Genomic DNA, 19,858 nt, shown 5'->3' on the forward strand with positions numbered 1-19,858 from the left:
CGAGCTCAAGCGGTATGGCTTGCAGCACCATGTGCGCAAGCCGCGGGTGCAGCCCTAACGCCGACACACGTTTCCCGTGCGGTGTTAGGCCGCCATCCTCGTGCAGCGCGCCGAGCTGCACGAGCAGTTCCCGCGCCTGCTGATAAGCAGCAGCAGGCGGCATGTCCAGCCAGACCAGCTCCGCTGGGTCTGTCACGCCCCAGGCGGCCAGCTCGAGCGCAAGCGGCGCCAGATCCGCTTCGCGGATCTCTGGCGTGGAGCTTGGCGCCAGCTGCCGCTGCTCGGTCTCGGTCCACAGGCGGTAGCATACGCCTGGACCGAGACGGCCGGCACGGCCTCTCCGCTGATCGGCAGAGGCTGCGGACACAGGCACCGTCGTCAGGCGAGTCATGCCGGTGCGCGGTGAAAAACGCGGCACCCGCATGAGGCCGCTGTCGATCACAACCGTGACGCCTTCGACGGTCAAAGAGGTCTCGGCGATCGAGGTCGCGAGCACGACCTTGCGGTGCCCTGGCAGCAGGCATGGCGCCAAGGCCCGATCCTGCGCTTCCTGCGCCAGATTCCCGTAGAGAGGTACGATTTCCACCTCTTTTCCAAGCTGCAGCGCTGCCAGGCTGCCTGCCACTCGGTGGATTTCCGCTGCGCCCGGAAGAAAAACGAGCAGGCTGCCTTCCTCCGTCTGTAAGGCTTGGCGAATACTTTTGACCACCGTGGCTTCTAGTTTTTCCTCTTGTTTCGCATTCAAGTAATGCGTAGCCACGTGATAAGCGCGCCCTTCACTTTGAATAATCGGAGCCTGATCCAGCATGTCCGCTACAGGCTCAGCTTCAATTGTCGCCGACATGATGAGAATTCGCAGGTCTTCCCTTAGAAGCGTTTGCGATTGCCGGCTGAGTGCCAAGCCCAAGTCTGCATGAAGGCTTCGCTCATGAAACTCATCAAAAATAACAATCCCCACCCCCTCCAGGGCAGGGTCTGTTTGAAGCATACGGGTAAGGACTCCCTCCGTGATGACTTCAATCCGTGTGTTGGGTCCGACACAGGTATCATTTTTTACGCGATATCCCACGGTCTGTCCAACAGCTTCGCCCAGAAGTCGCGACATATAACGCGCCGCAGCGCGGGCTGCCAATCTCCTAGGCTCCAGCATTAAGATCTTCTGCTTATGCAGCCATGTTTCTTGCAAAAGGGCAAGCGGCACTTGCGTTGTTTTCCCCGCACCCGGTTGAGCGACCAGCACAGCGCAGGCATGTGTTCGCAAAGCTTCTTTCAATTGCGGGAGAACCGACTCAATCGGTAATGTGTTCATTTCTTTCACTCCGAGCTGTCAATAAGTCTTATTATCGATTGATCTATACGCTTTGATAGGTTTTCAGGTCCTCCACTCCGAAATATCCGAATATTTGTCGATTATTATTCGGAATTCCGCTTGTAAAAACTGTTCCTGACCCACTCAATCGTGTATACTGAAGGAATATCTGGTCACGAAAAGGAGTACTTGAAGATGAATGTACACGAAGCGATAACCAAACATTCGAATGCACAGCATCTGCACTTGGTGCGTTTTGCCGAACTGGACGCGCAGCGCGAGAGTGCGATTGATGCAGCAGTTGAACTGTGCAAAAGCGGACAGCCGTTTACCGTTGATGCGATCAATGCGGTTACGGCTCAAATCATCGCCCACGCCAAAGAAGGTATCTCTCCTCTACGTTCTTATGTAACCGAGGACATGGTACGCGATTACGTAAACAAAGGGTAGGAGATAAAAATCAATGGGAATTCTAACATTTGTAGCCATGCTGGTGATAGGATCGGCCTTTAGCGCCGGATTCTTGCTTTTGTTTAAACGTAAAATTGCGCTTGGAATCGTTTGTTTCGGACTCTCCATCGCAGGTTATATCGTTTACTCCTACATAGCGACTAAATACTTCGTCTAACATGCTTTGGATAACCGGTCGGCTTAGCTGATCGGTTCTTTTTCAACTCTAAGCTTCCCCTTAATTTAGCTGTGTTCAGCACTGGACCCATGAAATTGACTGTTATCGCTTGAGCGGTTACCCCCTCCGCCAATTATCCCAGTAACGCTGAATTTTGCCTGTGCTGGGTGATCTCCACCGGCGCTATTCCATTCTTTTTCACACAAACAAGGCATGTTTCCTTAGCGTTTGAAAAACCAGATCGTAATAAGCAGCTGGGTGCGGGACCAAATCATTCAGAGACACGAGCAAACTCGTTTCTTCCAGCTGTCCGTTTCCTCCTGTTCGATAGCCCTCTGCTTTCAACTCTCCGATTTCTCCATGCACCAAACGCTCTAACCCCGCTGCACTCACTTTAAATAAACCCGTTACCTCATCTGCTTGTAAAACATATTTGTCCAGAGATTGATCGCAGCGGTAAATAAAAACATGGCAAAACTCACGATCGATAAGATGATCAGACATCAGATCTTCTTCTGCAAAAAGTCCACATGGTACCAGCTCATTGAAGTCCACGCTCAATCCCAGCTCTTCCTTCATCTCTCGCGCGCCATCTTGAACGGTTTCCCCCGCTGCCAGATGTCCAGCACAGGAGATGTCGAGCAGATTCGGAAACAGGTCCTTATCTGGATGTCTTAACTGAAGCAAAAGAGCAGGGTTTTCGCTTTCCAGACTTACAATCCAGCATTGAAAAGTAGCATGCCATAAACCTTTCGCATGGACTTCCGAGCGTGGAGCTTGTCCAAGCCAATTCATTTTCTCATCATAAATATCAAACATTTCTTCGGACTTATTCAACGTGCTCTGTTCCTCCTCAGACCAACCTGACAACTAGCTATCTGCGCGTTTTTTTGGAAATTTTCATCGCGTACAGATCTTCTTCCAAGACACTCATTCTATCCATTAACGTTTTGCCGGCATCTTCAATCGCCTGATTATAAATAGGTGCCGCCAATTGTTGGATCATATAGTCCAACAGTTGTTCCGCCGCTAAATTCCCCATCGTAACACCATGATCGTTTTCCATATGCTCCTGCAAGTCACTGATCAGTATATTTTTCTCTTCCTTCGGTAGTTTCAACGGTTTCATCCTGAAGCTCCTTATTCGTATACAGTTAAATCAATTTCTTGAAAACGGCTGACTTCATTTACCCAACGCTCTGCAACATATTTCGTATGTACGGGATGAACATTATACGCGTCATAGGCCGCTTGATCCGCAAAAACCATGGAAAATCCGAAATCATAATCCGTCTTGGCACTCACCTGACGAAATACTTCAAATTGCTCGACCCCAGGTATGGCCGCAAGCTCTTGCGCGCTTCCTCTGAGAAACTGCTCAGCTTCAGGAGTGTCCTTGCCAACTTGCAAATTAAAAACAACCATATGTTTAATACGCTTTGAATTCATCGTCTCATGTCTCCTTTTTTATCCAACTTCACTTATTATAGCGGATTTTGCTGGTGTGAACTACACAACCTATAGATCAGCTTTCATGTACAGCTTTAAAGAGATTTTTCGCATCCCTTCCTTATTATGGAGAATAAAATAGTCCCCAAGTGTACACGTTAAGGCTGAACGTTAATCTGACGCAGAAAGGATGTCCAACGATGGAAAACAAAAAACATACAGGCAACTACAAAGGAACAACGAATATGAATGCAAAAAATCAGGACATGGAGTTCGTGAATGACACGTTGGAAAATGCACCTAGTATCACCCCTGTCAATTTAGCTAAAGACGATATTAGCGAAAGCGATGAGGGCCATCAATTAAATCAGAAGTAATTCAGGCAACGTAGATGAAGGGCAGATTGCTTTCCGAAACTTAATCGGGTTGCTCTCTGCTCTATTTTTACTTGCCCAAACTTGGCATCCCCTTCAGCTTGCGCTACTATAGGATGAGGGAAATGCTAAGAGGAGGTTGTCATACTTTGGAACAGGTTATCGTCGTAGGGGCAGGGCCTTGCGGATTATCCGCCGCTGTCGCTTTGCAGCGTGAAGGTCTTTCCCCCTTATTGATAGAAAAAAGCTGCATTGTGAACGCCATTTATTTGTATCCTACGTATTTACAGTTTTTCAGCACACCGGAGCTGCTCGAGATTGGCGGCTACCCTTTCTCCACCCCTCATGAAAAGCCATATCGCCAAGAAGCACTGGTTTACTATAGAGAGGTCGCCAGAAGAGAGCAGCTTCGCATTAATTCCTATGAGGAAGTTGTTTCTATTGAACCAATAGAAACAGGATTTAGCGTCCATACCGCAGATCAATTTGGCAAAAAGAAAGTCTATACAGCTAAGAAAGTTATTGTAGCTACCGGTTATTTTGATCATCCGAATATGCTTGGAATCCCTGGAGAGGATCTGCCGAAAACGACGCACTATTATAAGGAGGCTCATCCTTATTCCGGCGCCAAGGTCGCCATCATCGGGGGGAATAACTCCGCTGTCGATGCCGCTATGGATTTGCTCCGCGTAGGCGCTGAGGTCACGGTTATTTATCGAGGGAGCCATTTCTCAGCCAGTATTAAACCATGGGTCCGACCTCTTTTTGAAAGCAATGTGAACAAAGGCAGAATCCAGATGTGGTTTGACTCCCAGGTTGAACAGATTGATGAACACTCCATCTTGGTGCGTAAAGAAAGCGAACGAGTCACCTTGGATAATGACTTCGTGTTGGCGCTAACCGGCTTCCGGCCTGATCGCGAACTGCTGACTTCGCTCGGCGTCGGTTTTCATGAAGAAACGAATGCTCCGATTGTTAATCCTGAAACGATGGAGACGAGTATCCCGGGGTTGTATGTGGCGGGTGTCGTGGCTTCCTCCAAGTATGATGCGAACGAAATTTTCATTGAATCAGGCCGGCTGCATGGTTTAGCAATTACCAAACATATCATGTCCACAATTACCCTTCAATCTAGCTGATTGAAGGTTTTTTTCTATGAAAATATTTCCTGTTTTTCATAGATCCCTCTTCCAATGCGAACATTTGTTTGATATAATAAAAACAAGAACAAATGTTCCATTTAGATGAGGAGGTAGTTACATGATGAACGCCAGTCACAATTTCCGGTTTATTGAGAGAGATTATTGGTACCATAAGGCATTGTGTGACACTGACCATCTGCTCCCTGGACAGATTGACGCCATGCTGGATGAAGCACATACTCACTATGCCGATTATACGTTCAAGTTCTATGACGACGGCTCCGTGATTATCATAGACAATGACACGAATAACCGAATCAAGCCAAGAGAATTAACTGGCGCCGTTTATGATTTTTACATTCGCAAGCGGATCTATTTAATCAAATATAATTTGATGGAGAAGCAACTCCAATATGCCTGAGTGAAAGCACACAAAAGGCCATCTGCTAGGGACATTCATCCTTAACCGATGGCCTTCACTTTTTTAATTCACGCCGTGATAACGGAAGCACTTTTGGTTATGATCGTTCACCATGCCGACGGCTTGCATGTACGCATAGCAAATCGTCGAACCTACGAACTTGAAACCACGTTTTTTCAAATCCTTGCTCATGGCATCTGAAATCTCCGATGTCGCCGGCACATGACTCATATCCGTCCAGTGATTCATGATCGGTTGACCGCCAACAAATCCCCATATATATCGGTCGAAAGACCCGAATTCTTGCTGCACTTTCAGATAAGCTTTGGCATTCTGGACGACCGCTGCGATTTTCAATCGATTGCGTACGATCCCGGGATGCAGCAGAAGCTCTGCCAGTTTCTTGTCATCATACTGCGTGATGATTTCCGGATCAAATCCATCAAATGCTTCGCGATAACCTTCCCGCTTTTTCAATATGGTATACCAGCTTAATCCAGCTTGTGCCCCTTCCAGATTCAGCATCTCAAATAATTTGCGATCATCATGGACTGGAACACCCCATTCATGATCATGGTAATTGACATATAACGGATCCTCATTGACCCAAGAGCATCTGACCGTCATTTTATACACTCACCTCATCCAGATATCGAACACTTGTTCTCCTTTATTATAGAACCAATGCGAACAGATGTCCAGTTTCAATTAACCAAGGGTAAGCAGATTGTAAAATTGTTTCGTATTGTGCAGGATCGTCTCTGCCACGATGTCTGACTCCACAGCATGCAGAAGCGAAATCTGCTCAATGACATTGTGGATCATTCGCGGATGTGTCATTTGACCCGCGAAGATGCCTTCGAACGGCCATGGTCCGTCTGTTTCGACCATAAGCAGTTCAAGCGGATAATTTCGAACGAGCTCACGAATTTCTTCTTCATACAGAACATCCGGCGTGATGGAGATATAATATCCGGCTTGAATCATACGTTGAACGGTCTGAGGCGACCCTTTAAACCAATGAAAATGCGCCTTAGAAATACCATGTTTCTCAAGTAGATCGCACACGATATCGGCATCTTCGTAGACCGCATGCAGGACGACAGGTTTTTCTAACTTTGCTGCAAGCTCCAAGAATCGTTCCAGCAGTTGAACATAAGGGGTATAATCAAGTTGTTCCCCTCTTTCTTCCGCTTCGAGCCTGCGATAGTACGGCAAGCCGATCTCACCCACTGCGACCATAGTACTTGCACGTTCGTTTATCCATTTTAACAGCTCCTGGACGTCAGCTTCATGAGGGATCTCTTGCTCGGGATGAAAGCCATACGCCGCATAAACCTGGTTTGGTGCTTGTAAGCTCAGCCGCTCCGTTGCCAAACAGGATGCCAAGTGTCTGGATACCGCAATCAACGCCTCGACTTGCGATTGATCCAGCTCTGACACGATCTTCTGAGCTTCTGTTTCTGAATACATATCAAGATGTATATGTGCATCAATGGCATTGTTATTATTCATGATAGGATCTCCTGACGCAGTAGCCCTTGAATATGTTGGCGGAGCTCGTGAAATTCCGGGTCCGTCATCACTTTTTCATGTCGTGGCCGATCAAATGGCACAACAAATTGTTCGAGTACTTGTGCAGGTTTGCTCGAGAGAACATAAATGCGATCCGAGAGGAATATCGCCTCTTCAATGCTATGTGTCACAAACAGAATGGACCGTTTGTTTTGTTCCCATATGTTTAGCAGCCAAGACTGCATTGCTTGCCGTGTTAAAGCGTCCAAAGAGCCGAACGGCTCATCGAGGCACATGACCTCTTGGGGGCTCAAGAGTGCGCGCAGAAACGACACACGCTGCTGCATACCGCCAGACAACACATGCGGCAGCTCATGCTCATAGCCCCCTAATCCAACCTTAGGCAGCCATTCTCTTGCTTTGTCCAAGGCATCAGCACGCGATACCCCTGCAACCTCCTGCGCGAGCGCAACATTCGCTTCAATTGAGCGCCATGGGAATAACGCCGACTGCTGCGGCATATAGCTGATAAGCCCCTTGCTTCCAGTCACGCTCAAGCCATCCAGCCAAACCTCTCCTGAGGAAGGAGCAATGAGCCCGCCAATGATGTGAAACAGCGTGCTTTTCCCGCTTCCGGATGGCCCGATGATGGAAACGAACTCTCCCTCTTTGACATGCAGTGAGATATCAGATAGCACGGGGACCTGCTGTTTTTTGCCCGTGAACGTGTGATGGATCCCTTTCAGTTCTAATTTGCTCAAGTTCCTTTCTCCCCTTCCTTAAGACGACCGTTTCACGTTCCACCGAATAAAGAGCTTTTCAAGCCCGGCAATCAGCCAAAAGAACAACAAACTAATGACAACAATGATTAATATGGCGACAAATTCACGATCTGCACGAAAGCCTGATTTCTGCAAAATCATATAATAGCCCAGACCGACACCGCCGCCCAACCATTCTGCAATGACAGCCCCCATCACGCTGTAGGTAGCGGATATTTTCAGGCCGGTAAACAGAAACGGAAGTGCGTGTGGCAGCTCTAATTTATAAAAAATCTGCCGTCTGCTGGCACCAATCATTTGCATATAGTTGTACATGTTTCGGTCCGTCTGCATAAATCCGTCCAAGGTTGACATGGTGACAGGAAAGAAGCAAACTAGTGCGATTAAAATAATTTTAGGTAAGATGCCAAAACCAAATAAAATAATGAGCAGCGGTCCCAGCGCGATAATCGGGACATTTTGGGACAAAATCAGGAGCGGATAAAACCCTGCCTTCAGAAAAGGCACTCGATGCAAGCAGCTTGCTACGATAACGCCTCCTGTTACACCAACAATAAACCCAATTAACATTAAACGTACTGTAGCAAATGTGTGCATCCATACCCGTGGCATGTCCGTAGTACCGTCCTGCCAGATCTTAAGCGGACTTGGAAGCAGCCAGCTTGCCGTTCCTCCCCAAGTCACCGCAAGCTGCCAAATAAGCAAGAGAAGGATGACCACAACAATCGGTGGCCACCCTGCTTTCAATCCGTTCTTCAGTTTCATTATCTGTATTTCTCCGTCAGCTTGTCCATCGATGCGCCAGACGGGTTAAAATAGATTTTCACTTGCGAGATAACGTTAGGGCTGCCCATCTCAATCATCGCTGCATTCATATCTTGAATGATCAGCATAAGCTGATCGAGCTCCCCTTCCATCGTCGTTTCGAGCGGGGAAACGAAATATTTCACGCCTGACTTGGCGATGACTTCAATGGCTCGATCTACATAAGGGATAACATCTTCACCGTTTTTTGTTTTGGGAATAATTTGAATACTTACAAGTGCATTAGCCATCGTAAATGCCCCTTCCGAGTTATAAAATTATTTCGTGCCAGCAGGTAAGAAATTGTTCGTAAACGCTGCGTCTACATCTAGATTTTTCTCCAACAGCTTATGCTCCAACATCCAGTTCGCATAATTTTCCCATACTTGACGTTTTTGTTCGCCCCAACGCGGCGCATCATCCTGATAACGAGGGCTTAACCATTTTTGGCTGGCCATCACGAGTTTGGCATCCAAGTCAGGTACAGCTTTGATCAAAATATTGGCGGCATCCTCAGGCTTGCTGATTGCGAATTGATAACCCTTGGCTGCTGCGGCCGTGAACGCTTTAACAAGCTCCGGCTTCTCTTTAATCAGCTTTTCGCTTGTTGCCAATACAGGAGTATAGTAGTCCAGTTTATCCGAATATTTGTTCAAATAAATCATGTTCAGCGGCTCTCCGCGAAGCTCCGCGTCCACACCTGTCCAAGCATAATAAATCCATGCGAAATCGATATCTCTTTTGACCGCTGTGAAATAATCGGCATCACCGATATTTACGTTTTTCACTTTGCTTGGATCAGCTTTCTCGGATTGCATCAGCGAATCGATCATTGCGCTTTCAGCCGGGGCTCCCCAACCACCGTATGTTTTTCCTTCGAAATCCTTAGGTGTTTTAATGTTCTTCGCTACCGGTGAAGCAAATCCCGATGTATTATGCTGAATAACAGCTGCAATGGAAACGAGGGGTACACCTTGGATACGTCCCTGCGTGATGCTTTCTTGATAAGAAACCCCGAATTCGGCCGCTCCTGAAGCAATCATCGCATCCGCTCCGGCTTCGCCAGGCGCAATGATTTGAACATTCAGTCCTTCTTGTTCAAAAAATCCTTGGTCTTTCGCCACATACAGACCCGTATGGTTGGTGTTCGGCGTCCAGTCCAGGACAACCTTCACATCTGTAAGCGGTTTTGCCGAAGCGGCAGGGCTGGCTGAAGCAGCCGGGCTAGCCGGATTGGCTGGTTTCGCCTCTTGTTTCCCGCAACCTGCTGCAAGGACAGTCAAGCTCACCAGCATAAGTGTTGCAATTTTTTTCCAGTTCATTTCTTGTTTCCCTCTCCCTTATATCTATATAACCACAAGAAAAAGCTCCCGTTATCCGGGAGCGCCATTGGTAGAAAAATTATAAACCCATACAAAATTAATATAAGAAAGGAGCATTTTGTGTGAATTCTCTACGCTGGCATTACCCAGATCAGATTAACGGTTAGTGACATTTCGGTCACAATCTCAGCCTGACGACTCAAGCTCCCGTGGGTTCTTATTGGTTTGATATTACCATACCGCATGTTTTGACAAAATGCAAACCTATAAATTCAGTGCAGACTAACCGTTCCCTATTAAAATCGAAGATTTATAAAGTCACAATCCACCTCTTAACGGTTCGTTACCATTCTCCAGACGACGCATTTCCATCGCATACAACTTCAACGCAATCTGCAGTTGCAACCGATCATCTGCATGTTGAAGATCCACATTTAACAGTTCTTTCACCCGTTCCAACCGATATATCACCGTATTGTGGTGGGTATAGAGTTTTTGCGCGGTTTTTCGAACATTCTCGTTTTGGTCAAAGTAAATAAAAAGCGTGTAAATCAACGAACTTTGATGCTTCCAATCATGAGCCTCCAGAGGAGCAATCCACTCCTCTCGAAATTTCGCTAACTCACGACCTTGCGGGAGCAAATACAAGATTTTATAAATACCTAAGTCCTCATAGGTGATCATTTCTTGCTCCATGCCACAAATATAACTAATCGTACATATGTTGGATGCTTGTAAGTAGCTTTCATTCACATCCTCGGCGGAGTTCACTATTTTTCCTAGGCAAAAAGAAAAAGTAAATGGCGACGAATGTTGACTGTTTATCCCCTGCAAGGATGCCTTTAATCGCCGTCTAAGCTCCTTCTCCTGCAGACTCGCTTCCGAGTTGAACAATACAACTAAATGATCACCGAGAATGACATATAGGAAATCTCGGCTGTGCAGCGATTCTTGCTGTCTTAATTGTTGTACAATTCGTTTGAGCTGTACGGCGTCAGGAACAGCAGCCAGCCATCGAACGAGGACTACACGGAAATAACCATTATGATCAATTGGACAACCACATGCTTCAGCACGTAAATCCAAGTCTCTTCGAGTTCCAATTCGTCCAATGAGCCAGTCTTGTAAAAACTGATCAATATATTTCGCTTCCACCTCACGTCTAGCATTCATGTTCATCATCTCTAAATGAATCAAAACCCCCAATCTCTCTAAAGTTAGGGTATCGATCGGTGTTAATTCTTGATGCCACTCCAGAAGTAAAAGAAAGGATTCAATACCATACTGTTCTTTGATTTTGGTCACTGTCATCTTGATTTCGCGATCTCCGATGACCAAATGCTGGATACCTAACTTACTATTTTTCTGGAGCTGTTCCAACGTCAACTGCTTCTTCAAACCCATCTCTTGTGTAAGCCGCTCCGTTGAAGGGGATACACGGAGCTTACCAACCGAGCTTAATAGCAGAATTGGATTCGTAAGTTCCTCCTCTACATGTCCGAGTAAATCCTCTAATCCCTTTCCTTCCAAAAGCAGCTCTGAAAAGCGCTGAAATCGCCGCTGCAGCAAAGCCAATTGTGCGGCTTCATGCACGAGAACGCGTTCCATCACTTCGCGAACAACTTCCGAGAATACGGTACCTGGCGGCAATTCAATAATTGGAAACTGATATTGTTCTGCTACATCTAAAACCCGAGTTGGGATTTCATCTAGGAACCGTTTCGTCTTGATGCCTAATGCCGCGACTCCTTTCTCCACAAGCTGAGGAATTAACTCAGCAAAAGCGCTTGGATTGTCACGAAAAGGATAACCCGTAGAGATGAGAAATTCACCTGGCATAACCCAGTCAATCACATCTGGAACCTCCATAACATTTACGCGAATGACCGCTGTATCCAAACCTGGATGACCAGCAAGAACCTTGGAACCTGCCAAGTGCGGCATCCCAAGCAAATCTCGACAAATCAATCCATGACCCACCCGCTGCTCGCTCATCCGCATTGGCCCCTTATCCGTCATAAGTGTTATTTAATGCCGCTATCCAATCATCCGCCCTGCCCACCCAGCCGAAAATACCGCCTTGTTGGTGCACCATGCAGAGCGCAGCCTCCTGGTCAGCGGGATCAAAAGCCGCCGTCCCGTCCTCAAGGACGAGACACTCATACCCGCGATCGTTCGCTTCGCGAAGCGTCGTATGTACACAGACGTGCGTCGTCACGCCTGTCAGTACCAGTGAAGCGATGCGCCGCTCCTGCAGCAGCGCATCCAGTGGAGTCCGGTAAAAAGCCCCTTTACCGGACTTGTCAATGATGAGCTCGCCCTCAATGGGCGCGAGCTCATCGACAATCTCGTGCCCGCGCTCTCCGCGCACGAGAATTCGCCCCATCGGCCCTTCGTCGCCGATGCCCGCACCTTGAAGCCGGCTGCGCCGCAGCTTCGTCGGTGGACAATCCGAGAGGTCGGGGAGATGCCCCTCTCGGGTGTGAATAACCAGCACGCCATGTTCACGACAAGCGGCCAGCACCTGCTGCAGCTTCGGGATAATGGCCCTTGTCTGGGAAATATCATTGCCCAGCAGCTCGCCGAACCCGCCCGGTGAGCAAAAGTCATTCTGCATGTCAATAACGACAAGCGCAGTAGCGCGCTTGTCGCATTGGAAGTGGAATGGCTTTGCTGGAAGCTTCACAAGCTCAGACATTCGGCTTCGCTTCTGTGGCTGTTGGATGTCCATAAACAGTGGCGTCCACAAGGTAAGTTTGAAAAAAGCTATTGCTCGGCACGTTCGCATCTGCGGGTAAGAAGATGCTGATTTGTTCTGTAGGCTGAGAATCATCATTCGCTACAGAATGGATCGTCTGAGCGGGAACATGAAACGTATCTCCAGCTTTATAACTAATCCATTCACCATTACATAACAGCTTTACTTTACCAACTGTAATGTGTATCACTTCCACAACATCATGATAGTGCGGCAGCACTTGTCCGCCAACGCCGATTCGCTCCCACAAAATCGAGCTAACTCTAACGCCAAAAGCATCCGCCATGGCTGCATCCATAATTTCCCTGTGATAAAGCTCAGGATGGGCGATTATCGGTGTCCAAGGCAGTGGCTCACCTTGTAATACGGTTGTTTCCTTGGCTAACATGAACATCCTCCATTCGTAATCATTATTGAAGTGCGATTTATGCCAATCGCAGCTTCTTCAAAGCCTTAATCACCTGTTCGGAATGAGCTACGGCACCAAACACCCCGCCCTGCATCGTAATGATTTTCAAAGCAGCTTCATGATTGCCTTCATCCGTTGCACCTGTACAATCCGAGATAAGCAAACATTCATAGCCTCGATCATTCGCATCACGCATCGTGGTATGTACACATACATCGGTGGTGATCCCTGTTAAGAGAAGGTGTGTTATTCCTTTGGTTCGCAAAATTAAATCCAAATCTGTCGCATAGAAGCTCCCTTTACCCGGTTTATCTAGGGTCAATTCCCCCTCCAACGGGGTAAGCTCTTCAATGATTTGCCAGCCACGCTCGCCTCGGACTAAGATCCTGCCAGCAGGTCCTGACGAGCCGATCTCAGCACCGATCTGTTGACTTCGCCAGCGCTTATTTGGAGGTAAATCCGAGAGATCAGGCCGATGGCCTTCTCTTGTATGGATGACCGTGAATTCAGGTATAGCACGTACTTCAGCTAGCAGCCTTTTGATGGGCTCAATGGTCCTTGTTGTCAAAGAAAGATCGTAGCCCATACGATCCACATACCCGCCTTTCCCGCAGAAATCAATCTGCATATCAATGACGAGAAGTGCCATTTTAGCTGGTATCAATTCATTATCATAGGGCCACGCATACGGTACAGCTTCTATGTTCATATAATCTACTCCTTACTTAAGATCAGAGGCTTGTTCATTTTGGAATACTTCCGATAACACCCTCAACGAAATAGTCAGTTGCTTCGAGTTTATCCAATTCTAATTTTGCTCCCGCTTCAATTTTCACCGTACCTTTCTGATCCTTTATCGGTCCATTGAACGGATTCAATGTGCCAGCAATGAGATCTGCTTTCCCTTTCTCTACGAGTTTTTTCACATCATCAGGAACTTGATTGCCGAATGAGGCCAACTGAACGACATGATCTTTAAGCTGTCCACGATATTTCCCGTCATATTTGCTTCCTTTAAATGTGCCTGCGATTCCTGTTCTCACCATATCTACGTATAGATCTGACCAGTTCCAAATCGAGCCTGTAACCCAACCCTTTGGCGCGAGCGCAGAGGCTTCTGCATGATAGCCCACTGAGAGCGCACCACGTCTTTCCGCAGTTTCAATAACGGTTTTGGTGCAATCCTGATGCTGAGATAACACATCAATCCCTTGATCAATCATACTGTTCGCCGCATTTGCTTGCTGAGCAGGATCACACCAGCTGCCCGTGAATACAACGGTCGTCGTCGCACTTGGATTAACGGATTTGGCGCCTAACTCGAAAGCGTTGACGTTCAGCAATACCTGAGGAATCGGTACCGAAACGATATAACCGAGCTTGCCGGATTTCGACATTTTACCGGCAGCAATCCCAGCTAAGTAGACGGGTTCCCAAATCGTTCCAAAATAGGTTCCTAAGTTTGCAGCTGTTTTCAAACCACCTTGATGATAAAACAGCACATCCGGATGCCGCTTCGCTACATTCAAGGCAGGATCTAAATGACCATACGAAGTTGGAAAAATAATTTTGGCTCCGTTTCGTATCATCTCTTCCATGACCCGCTCGGCTTCTGCAGTTTCCGGAACATTTTCACTACGCAGCACTTTTAAGTCCGGAAATGCTTTCTCTACACCTTGACTGCCAATATAGGCGGCTTGATTATAGCCATAATCATCTTTCGCACCAACGAAGATAAAGCCTACAGCTTTCCCTCCAGTGCCGGCTGCTCCCCCGCTCGATGATACCCCAGAAGTAGGTGCAGAACTCGCACTGCATGCCGCAAGGGTCATGAATAAAGCAATTGAACAAGCAATAAGGCCCCACTTTTTCACAATAATTCGCATGGTTAAAGACCTCCTCTATCCTATTTTTTTTATAAGTTAAAATTGCTCCAGACTCTTTAGCTGCTCAGCCTCCTCCCGCACCTGTGAACACTTTGGACAAGCCTTCCGGCATCTGACTCCGCTGGTTGCGAGCTACCATGTATAACGCCAGCAATGTGATCACATAAGGTGTCATGAATAACAGAAAGGGGGAAATATCGTACCCCTGTTGTTGAATAACAAGCTGCAAGGATTGCGCACCTCCGAATAGATAAGCACCAAGCAGGGCTTTGGTTGGCCTCCAAGCTGCAAAGATCACAAGAGCAACGGCTACGACTCCTTTACCTTGAGTCATATTTTCGACCCAGGTATGCGTGTAGGCAGTAGAAAGCTGCGCGCCCCCTATTCCCGCTAGAAAACCTCCTGTCATCACCGCGCAATACCGAATTAATTTCGGCGAAAAGCCGTACGTGTAGACGACTTCCTCTCGTTCACCTGTCGCCCGTAATATGACGCCTATTCTTGTTTTGAATAGGAGGAACCAAATCATAGGAACCATCAAAATAGAGATATACGTTAGACTGTCATGCTGGAATAACAGCGGTCCAATAAAAGGGATTTGGGATAAGTAAGGAATGGAAATCGCTTCAAAGCCATTAATTTGTTTGTTCACGAAACCTCGGCCAAGAAAGGAAGTCAAGCCTATCGCGAAGAACATCACGGTCAAACCGCTGGCTAACGCATTGGCTTTGCGTGAAATAACCAAGAAGGCATGAATCAGGGCTAACACGGCACCAAGCAGCCCCCCTGCGAGTGCCCCTAACCACGGATTCCCGAACCAAACGGTTACTGCAAAAGCGCCTAAAGCCCCGCCCAACATGGAGCCTTCTGTCCCAAGGTTTACGACGCCAGCCCTTTCAGCAATCAATTCGCCTAGGCTTGCATAGAGGACAGATGTGCCAGCACGAATGGCTCCTGTTCCAATATCGACTACGTTCATGCTTGCTTCCTCCTACCGAGAGCTAGAATGGCGAAGAGAACAAAGGCCATAAGAATTTGAACAGAGGATGCAGGTAATCCACTAGTCATCTCAAGAGAATTTCCGGCAACACTGATCATCCCGATGATGAAGGAAGTCGCGATCAGCCATAACGGGTGATTCCATGCCATCCAAGAGGCTAAGAAGCCTAAATAACCATAATTCATCCCGGTTGTCGGGCGGAGCCGTCCTTCAATTCCTGTGATTTCAATCATGCCTGCGATGCCAGCCAAAGCGCCTGCCGCGATCAGGACCCAAAGCTGAATATGGGTCTCTTGAAAACCGGCTCGTTTAGCAGCAAGCACATTACCACCAACTACGCGAATTCGGAATCCTAAACGGGTATGGCTAATAAGGAACCATACGACTCCTGCTAGGATAAGTGCAAAACAAATGCCAATATGTACGCGACTTGAGCTTGAGAACGTGACTAAACGAAGTTGTTCGGCGAGTTCTTTGGAGAACGGCCAATTAAAAGAGGCGGGATCCTTGAGGAGACTGTGTACGAAGAAACCAATCGTATAGTAAGCCACATAGTTTAAGAGCAGTGTTGTGATGGTTTCATTCATTTTACCTTTCACTTTACCAACAGCCGCTATCGCTGCCCACGTTGCGCCTCCTAAGGCGCCGACGATGACGAGAATGGGAATGCCAACCCAACCAGGCACAGTTGGAAGTAGGTACATGCCAACAGCGGTAACAGCCAGGGCACCAATCGCTAGCTGCCCCTCACCACCTACATTGATCATCCCTGCCTTCGCTGGCAGTGCTGCCGCGAGAGCCGTAAGAATAAAAGGTGTGGCTTTAATGACCACCTCTCCAAAACCATACAAATCCCCAAATGTGGAGCGAAGCATCGTACCATACAAAACAATGGGATTCACATTAGAAGCAAGCAGAAATAGCGCAAACGCTAGAAGCGGTGCAATAACAACGAATACAGGAGTAAGGATAACTCCCCATTTCGGTTTAGCAGGACGTTGTTTTAGGGGCACAATCACACTCATGCTGTTTCCCCTTTCAACATGATTTGACCTATTGTATAGGCATCGGTTTCTGAAGGTATAAACGGTCCATGCAGCTTTGCATTCGATAATACGAGCAGCTCGTCCGAAAGGGCGAATAGTTCACCCAGATCCTCCGAAATCAAGAGAATAGCGGCGCCTTTATCAGCGAGGTCAATCAACATATTCTGAATTGAACGCGTCGTTCCGATATCAAGCCCACGACTTGGATAGCTAACGAGGAGAACACTAGGTTCCTTCAAGAGTGCTCTCGACAAGATCATTCGCTGTACATTCCCTCCCGATAGACGATCTGCCCTTCTGTCAGGATCCGCAAGTCCTAGCACTTGCACTTCTTTTCTTGCTTGAAGTTGTGAACGAATATACGACCAATCCATACCGAGACCCTTGGGCTTCATCGGAAGACCTGCAAGCACCATATGCTCGAGAATGGTAAAACCAGCAATGACCGAATCCGTCAAAGGATCTTCTGAGACTAAGACCATACCTGCATCAATGTAAGCTTTGACTGGCGAGCTCGTTAGATTAATACCATTAATTATTAGAGAACCAGATGAGAGGGCTCTCAGACCAAAAAGTGCCTCGAATAGTTCCTTTTGGCCATTTCCTGAGATGCCAGCAATGCCAACAATCTTCCCTTTCTCGATCGATATATCAATTCCATCCACAATCATTTGGCCATGATCATCCTGAATTGTCAGCTGGCGCCCTTGCAAAGCATGCACAGGAACCTGAGAGCTGGCGATCCATGGAGTTCGTTCTTCCAGCTTCACAAGCTGCTTCATCCCCATCATACTGGCCACAAGCTGATCCCCTGTGAAATTAGCTTCTTGGGTTGCTGTATAGATCACTGACCCGTGACGGAGTACGGTCACACGATCTGCAACTGCCATTACCTCATTGATTTTATGTGTAATTAATAATACAGCGTAATGGTCCTTTCGCAGACGATCCAGCATTTGTAGGAACGCATCAACCTCTATTGGCGTTAAGACACTCGTTGGTTCATCAAAAATAATGAGCCGTGTCCCTTTCATTAGCAGCACCTTGAGAATTTCAACACGTTGCCTCTCCCCTAGATCCAACTGCCATACCCAAGCATCAGGATTAACGGAAATTCCATAGCGAACTGAAACTTCAAGGATTTGTTGCCGTATTTTCGTTCGATTCATGAAGACGCCCTTATTCGTGATAGCTAAAACAATGTTCTCAAGTACACTCAGTGCTGGAACGAGACGAAAATCTTGGTAAACCATACCAATACCCTGCGCTTTGGCTTTCGCTGGCGATTGGAGCCTAACCTCCTCACCGAGCCACTTCATTGTCCCCTCGTCTACACTGTAAACACCTGAAATCATTTTCATTAGTGTACTCTTGCCCGCTCCGTTCTCGCCGAGAATGGCATGCACTTCCCCGGCCAATACCTGAAGATCAACCTTATTGCAAGCGAGTAGCTCCCCGAAGCGTTTGACCAATTGATTAGCTTCTAGCAAAGGCGCTAGAGGAATTGAATCCAGGTTGGTCTCCATACAACACCTCTTCATCCATGTTATTTTTCATAACATAACTTCTCTATCTCTCTGATGTTTCTAATTATATTACATGAATAATGGGATGTCGTTAGTAGAAAAGACTAATAATCATTGAATTCCATTGGTGAGAAACACTTGTTAGATTTATTATATGTAACATTTAATGACATAAAAAAACCACCTTCCCTGGTTGGAATGTGGTTTCATTGGGATGATTTTATTTGTAAATCAAGATAACAAATTTTTAATTTACAAGCCATTCTTTCAACTGCGAGCCCATCCGCTTCGCATCCTGGTAACCCAACTCATGTAAAACTTCGAGTTTCTTAGGGTTTTTCTCCATTCGGCCTACCAGCACTTTGGACGATGGACGAATGACGATCGCGCTGCCATCCGCTTCCATTTGCCTAACGAGCTCTAAAGTGCCATTATAAATTTCACTACGATTAACTAATACATCTACCAAGCCATCATATTTCGGGTAAAAGCTTTTAGCCAACCAGCGCTGTTTAAAAGGGGTCTTGCGATAACCCATCTCTTTGGTTAAGACAATGATATGTTTTCTGTTCCCGTCTGCAACTGATTTCCTCACAGGGATTGGATCTACCAAGCCGCCATCAAACAAAGTACGGCCATCATAATGAATGGGCTGCGCAACAAACGGCAGCGAGCTTGAGGCTTGAACGATCGGCATCGTTTGCTGGTCGAGCTGATGCTTCGTATAATAGACCGGCTCTCCTGTATGCGCATCGGTAGTTCCGATAGCAAATTGCTGAGGGGAACGATAAAATGCATCGTAATCAAACGGCACTAATTTATTAGGCAGTTCATTGAAGATAAAATCCATGCCAAAAATGCTTTTTTGACGCAATAAATTGCGATAACTTAAATACCGGTGATCTCCAATATAGTCAATGGTCACTTTCTTATTGCGACCAGGTTGTTTCGAAATATAGGATACCGCATTGCAGGCCCCTGCTGATACACCAACTACATACGGAAAATACCAATCTTGTTCCATAAAGTATTCCAAGACTCCCGCGGTATATACACCTCTCATACCTCCGCCTTCCAGTACGAGTCCAATTCCTTCCATCGTGACACCTTCTTTCTGTCTATCTCTAGCCCTTTATTAGCATACAGGAAATGTCAATTAAAATAAATGCTCCTCCGTCTCCGTAAGAATGACAAAGAAGCAGGTTCAAGCCCTTTTTTTATATGGATTCGGGAATTACCCCACATAATCCGCGTTTTTGACCAAATTCCGCAAGCCTATAAGAAAAGGCTGCTCGCAGGTCTATCGTGACCTTTTGAACAGCCTTACCGCTTTAACTATGAATTCGTTTTGTTAATGTTGTTTAAGCTAGGTGGAAATTCAGCAGCATTTTGCTTCTTTAACGTCTGAGCTTCTTCCATCAAGGAAGCGTCATTCTGCTGATTATTCTTCTTATCAGGACGATTCACTTTGGTCATTGCCTTCACCT

25 protein-coding genes are annotated in these 19,858 nt (G+C 46.9%); 5 read left to right on the forward strand and 20 right to left on the reverse strand.

The features are described from left to right. Positions 1-1,309, reverse strand: a 1,309-nt coding sequence (hrpB, locus tag PCH02S_RS23020) for an ATP-dependent helicase HrpB (protein ID WP_127456440.1), incomplete at its 3' end; no start/stop codon positions are given. A 195-nt stretch (positions 1,310-1,504) separates the two neighbouring features. Between hrpB and PCH02S_RS23025 the strand changes: the two genes are divergently transcribed. Continuing rightward, complete coding sequence (locus PCH02S_RS23025) at positions 1,505-1,759, forward strand: YpbS family protein (RefSeq protein WP_127456441.1); 255 nt, start codon at positions 1,505-1,507, stop codon at positions 1,757-1,759. Between the two features lie 13 nt (positions 1,760-1,772). Then, positions 1,773-1,937: a hypothetical protein gene (locus PCH02S_RS35850; RefSeq protein ID WP_157326596.1), complete on the forward strand. Its 165-nt coding sequence runs from the start codon at positions 1,773-1,775 to the stop codon at positions 1,935-1,937. A gap of 198 nt (positions 1,938-2,135) precedes the next feature. Here PCH02S_RS35850 and PCH02S_RS23030 read toward each other — a convergent pair whose 3' ends face one another. The 3 genes from PCH02S_RS23030 to PCH02S_RS23040 are packed head-to-tail and all read right to left on the reverse strand — an operon-like array spanning position 2,136 to position 3,386. Further along, entirely contained in the window at positions 2,136-2,774 is a 639-nt protein-coding gene (locus PCH02S_RS23030) for an NUDIX hydrolase (protein WP_127456442.1), read from the reverse strand. 37 nt (positions 2,775-2,811) lie between these two features. Then, positions 2,812-3,066, reverse strand: a complete 255-nt coding sequence (locus PCH02S_RS23035) for a DUF2164 domain-containing protein (RefSeq protein ID WP_127456443.1) — start codon at positions 3,064-3,066, stop codon at positions 2,812-2,814. Between the two features lie 11 nt (positions 3,067-3,077). Continuing rightward, the gene (locus PCH02S_RS23040) at positions 3,078-3,386 is read right to left on the reverse strand and encodes a Dabb family protein (protein WP_127456444.1); all 309 of its coding nucleotides are present in this window, start codon (positions 3,384-3,386) and stop codon (positions 3,078-3,080) included. Positions 3,387-3,586: 200 nt separating this feature from the next. Here PCH02S_RS23040 and PCH02S_RS35855 point away from each other — a divergent pair, with 200 nt between their 5' ends. From PCH02S_RS35855 to PCH02S_RS23050, 3 genes are all read left to right on the forward strand, one after another. Continuing rightward, positions 3,587-3,763, forward strand: coding sequence for a hypothetical protein (locus PCH02S_RS35855; protein ID WP_164819703.1), 177 nt, complete (start codon positions 3,587-3,589; stop codon positions 3,761-3,763). 146 nt (positions 3,764-3,909) lie between these two features. Further along, the gene (locus PCH02S_RS23045) at positions 3,910-4,899 is read left to right on the forward strand and encodes a YpdA family putative bacillithiol disulfide reductase (RefSeq protein ID WP_127456445.1); all 990 of its coding nucleotides are present in this window, start codon (positions 3,910-3,912) and stop codon (positions 4,897-4,899) included. Positions 4,900-5,020: 121 nt separating this feature from the next. Continuing rightward, positions 5,021-5,323 (forward strand): hypothetical protein, encoded by a 303-nt coding sequence (locus tag PCH02S_RS23050; RefSeq protein ID WP_246069220.1) that lies wholly within the window; start codon positions 5,021-5,023, stop codon positions 5,321-5,323. A 63-nt stretch (positions 5,324-5,386) separates the two neighbouring features. On the opposite strand, the gene PCH02S_RS23055 is transcribed toward PCH02S_RS23050, so the two are convergent. From PCH02S_RS23055 to PCH02S_RS35860, 16 genes are all read right to left on the reverse strand, one after another. After that, positions 5,387-5,950: a DNA-3-methyladenine glycosylase I gene (locus PCH02S_RS23055; protein WP_127456446.1), complete on the reverse strand. Its 564-nt coding sequence runs from the start codon at positions 5,948-5,950 to the stop codon at positions 5,387-5,389. Positions 5,951-6,031: 81 nt separating this feature from the next. Continuing rightward, positions 6,032-6,838, reverse strand: a complete 807-nt coding sequence (locus PCH02S_RS23060) for a TatD family hydrolase (protein ID WP_127456447.1) — start codon at positions 6,836-6,838, stop codon at positions 6,032-6,034. Then, complete coding sequence (locus PCH02S_RS23065) at positions 6,835-7,599, reverse strand: ABC transporter ATP-binding protein (protein WP_127456448.1); 765 nt, start codon at positions 7,597-7,599, stop codon at positions 6,835-6,837. Before PCH02S_RS23065 ends, PCH02S_RS23060 begins: the two co-directional genes overlap by 4 nt. A gap of 18 nt (positions 7,600-7,617) precedes the next feature. Then, complete coding sequence (locus PCH02S_RS23070; RefSeq protein ID WP_127456449.1) at positions 7,618-8,385, reverse strand: ABC transporter permease; 768 nt, start codon at positions 8,383-8,385, stop codon at positions 7,618-7,620. Then, positions 8,385-8,675, reverse strand: coding sequence for a thiamine-binding protein (locus PCH02S_RS23075; RefSeq protein ID WP_127456450.1), 291 nt, complete (start codon positions 8,673-8,675; stop codon positions 8,385-8,387). The genes PCH02S_RS23070 and PCH02S_RS23075 overlap by 1 nt, the downstream gene beginning before the upstream one ends. Positions 8,676-8,702: 27 nt before the next feature. After that, positions 8,703-9,746 carry an ABC transporter substrate-binding protein gene (locus tag PCH02S_RS23080; protein ID WP_127456451.1) on the reverse strand — a complete coding sequence of 348 codons (1,044 nt, stop codon included), beginning with the start codon at positions 9,744-9,746 and terminating at the stop codon, positions 8,703-8,705. A gap of 318 nt (positions 9,747-10,064) precedes the next feature. Continuing rightward, entirely contained in the window at positions 10,065-11,741 is a 1,677-nt protein-coding gene (locus PCH02S_RS23085; RefSeq protein WP_164819704.1) for a PucR family transcriptional regulator, read from the reverse strand. Positions 11,742-11,754: 13 nt separating this feature from the next. Then, entirely contained in the window at positions 11,755-12,477 is a 723-nt protein-coding gene (locus PCH02S_RS23090; protein ID WP_307719945.1) for a cysteine hydrolase family protein, read from the reverse strand. Next, positions 12,437-12,892, reverse strand: coding sequence for a cupin domain-containing protein (locus PCH02S_RS23095; RefSeq protein WP_127456453.1), 456 nt, complete (start codon positions 12,890-12,892; stop codon positions 12,437-12,439). Before PCH02S_RS23095 ends, PCH02S_RS23090 begins: the two co-directional genes overlap by 41 nt. Positions 12,893-12,929: 37 nt before the next feature. Continuing rightward, on the reverse strand, positions 12,930-13,622 hold the full coding sequence (gene biuH, locus PCH02S_RS23100) for a biuret amidohydrolase (protein ID WP_127456454.1): 693 nt from the start codon (positions 13,620-13,622) through the stop codon (positions 12,930-12,932). A gap of 34 nt (positions 13,623-13,656) precedes the next feature. After that, on the reverse strand, positions 13,657-14,799 hold the full coding sequence (locus tag PCH02S_RS23105; protein ID WP_127456455.1) for a BMP family ABC transporter substrate-binding protein: 1,143 nt from the start codon (positions 14,797-14,799) through the stop codon (positions 13,657-13,659). A gap of 64 nt (positions 14,800-14,863) precedes the next feature. Further along, positions 14,864-15,778: an ABC transporter permease gene (locus PCH02S_RS23110; RefSeq protein WP_127456456.1), complete on the reverse strand. Its 915-nt coding sequence runs from the start codon at positions 15,776-15,778 to the stop codon at positions 14,864-14,866. Next, a complete protein-coding gene (locus tag PCH02S_RS23115) occupies positions 15,775-16,824 on the reverse strand; it encodes an ABC transporter permease (protein ID WP_127456457.1) in 1,050 nt (349 codons plus the stop codon). Before PCH02S_RS23115 ends, PCH02S_RS23110 begins: the two co-directional genes overlap by 4 nt. Further along, positions 16,821-18,371, reverse strand: a complete 1,551-nt coding sequence (locus PCH02S_RS23120) for an ABC transporter ATP-binding protein (protein WP_164819705.1) — start codon at positions 18,369-18,371, stop codon at positions 16,821-16,823. Before PCH02S_RS23120 ends, PCH02S_RS23115 begins: the two co-directional genes overlap by 4 nt. Before the next feature lie 247 nt (positions 18,372-18,618). Next, positions 18,619-19,470, reverse strand: coding sequence for a patatin-like phospholipase family protein (locus PCH02S_RS23125; RefSeq protein ID WP_127456459.1), 852 nt, complete (start codon positions 19,468-19,470; stop codon positions 18,619-18,621). A gap of 236 nt (positions 19,471-19,706) precedes the next feature. Beyond that, entirely contained in the window at positions 19,707-19,847 is a 141-nt protein-coding gene (locus tag PCH02S_RS35860) for a hypothetical protein (protein WP_164819706.1), read from the reverse strand. Positions 19,848-19,858: the final 11 nt, after the last annotated feature.

It is taken from the genome of Paenibacillus chondroitinus NBRC 15376 (assembly GCF_004000765.1).
In the GTDB taxonomy this organism is placed as follows: domain Bacteria; phylum Bacillota; class Bacilli; order Paenibacillales; family NBRC-103111; genus Paenibacillus_E; species Paenibacillus_E chondroitinus.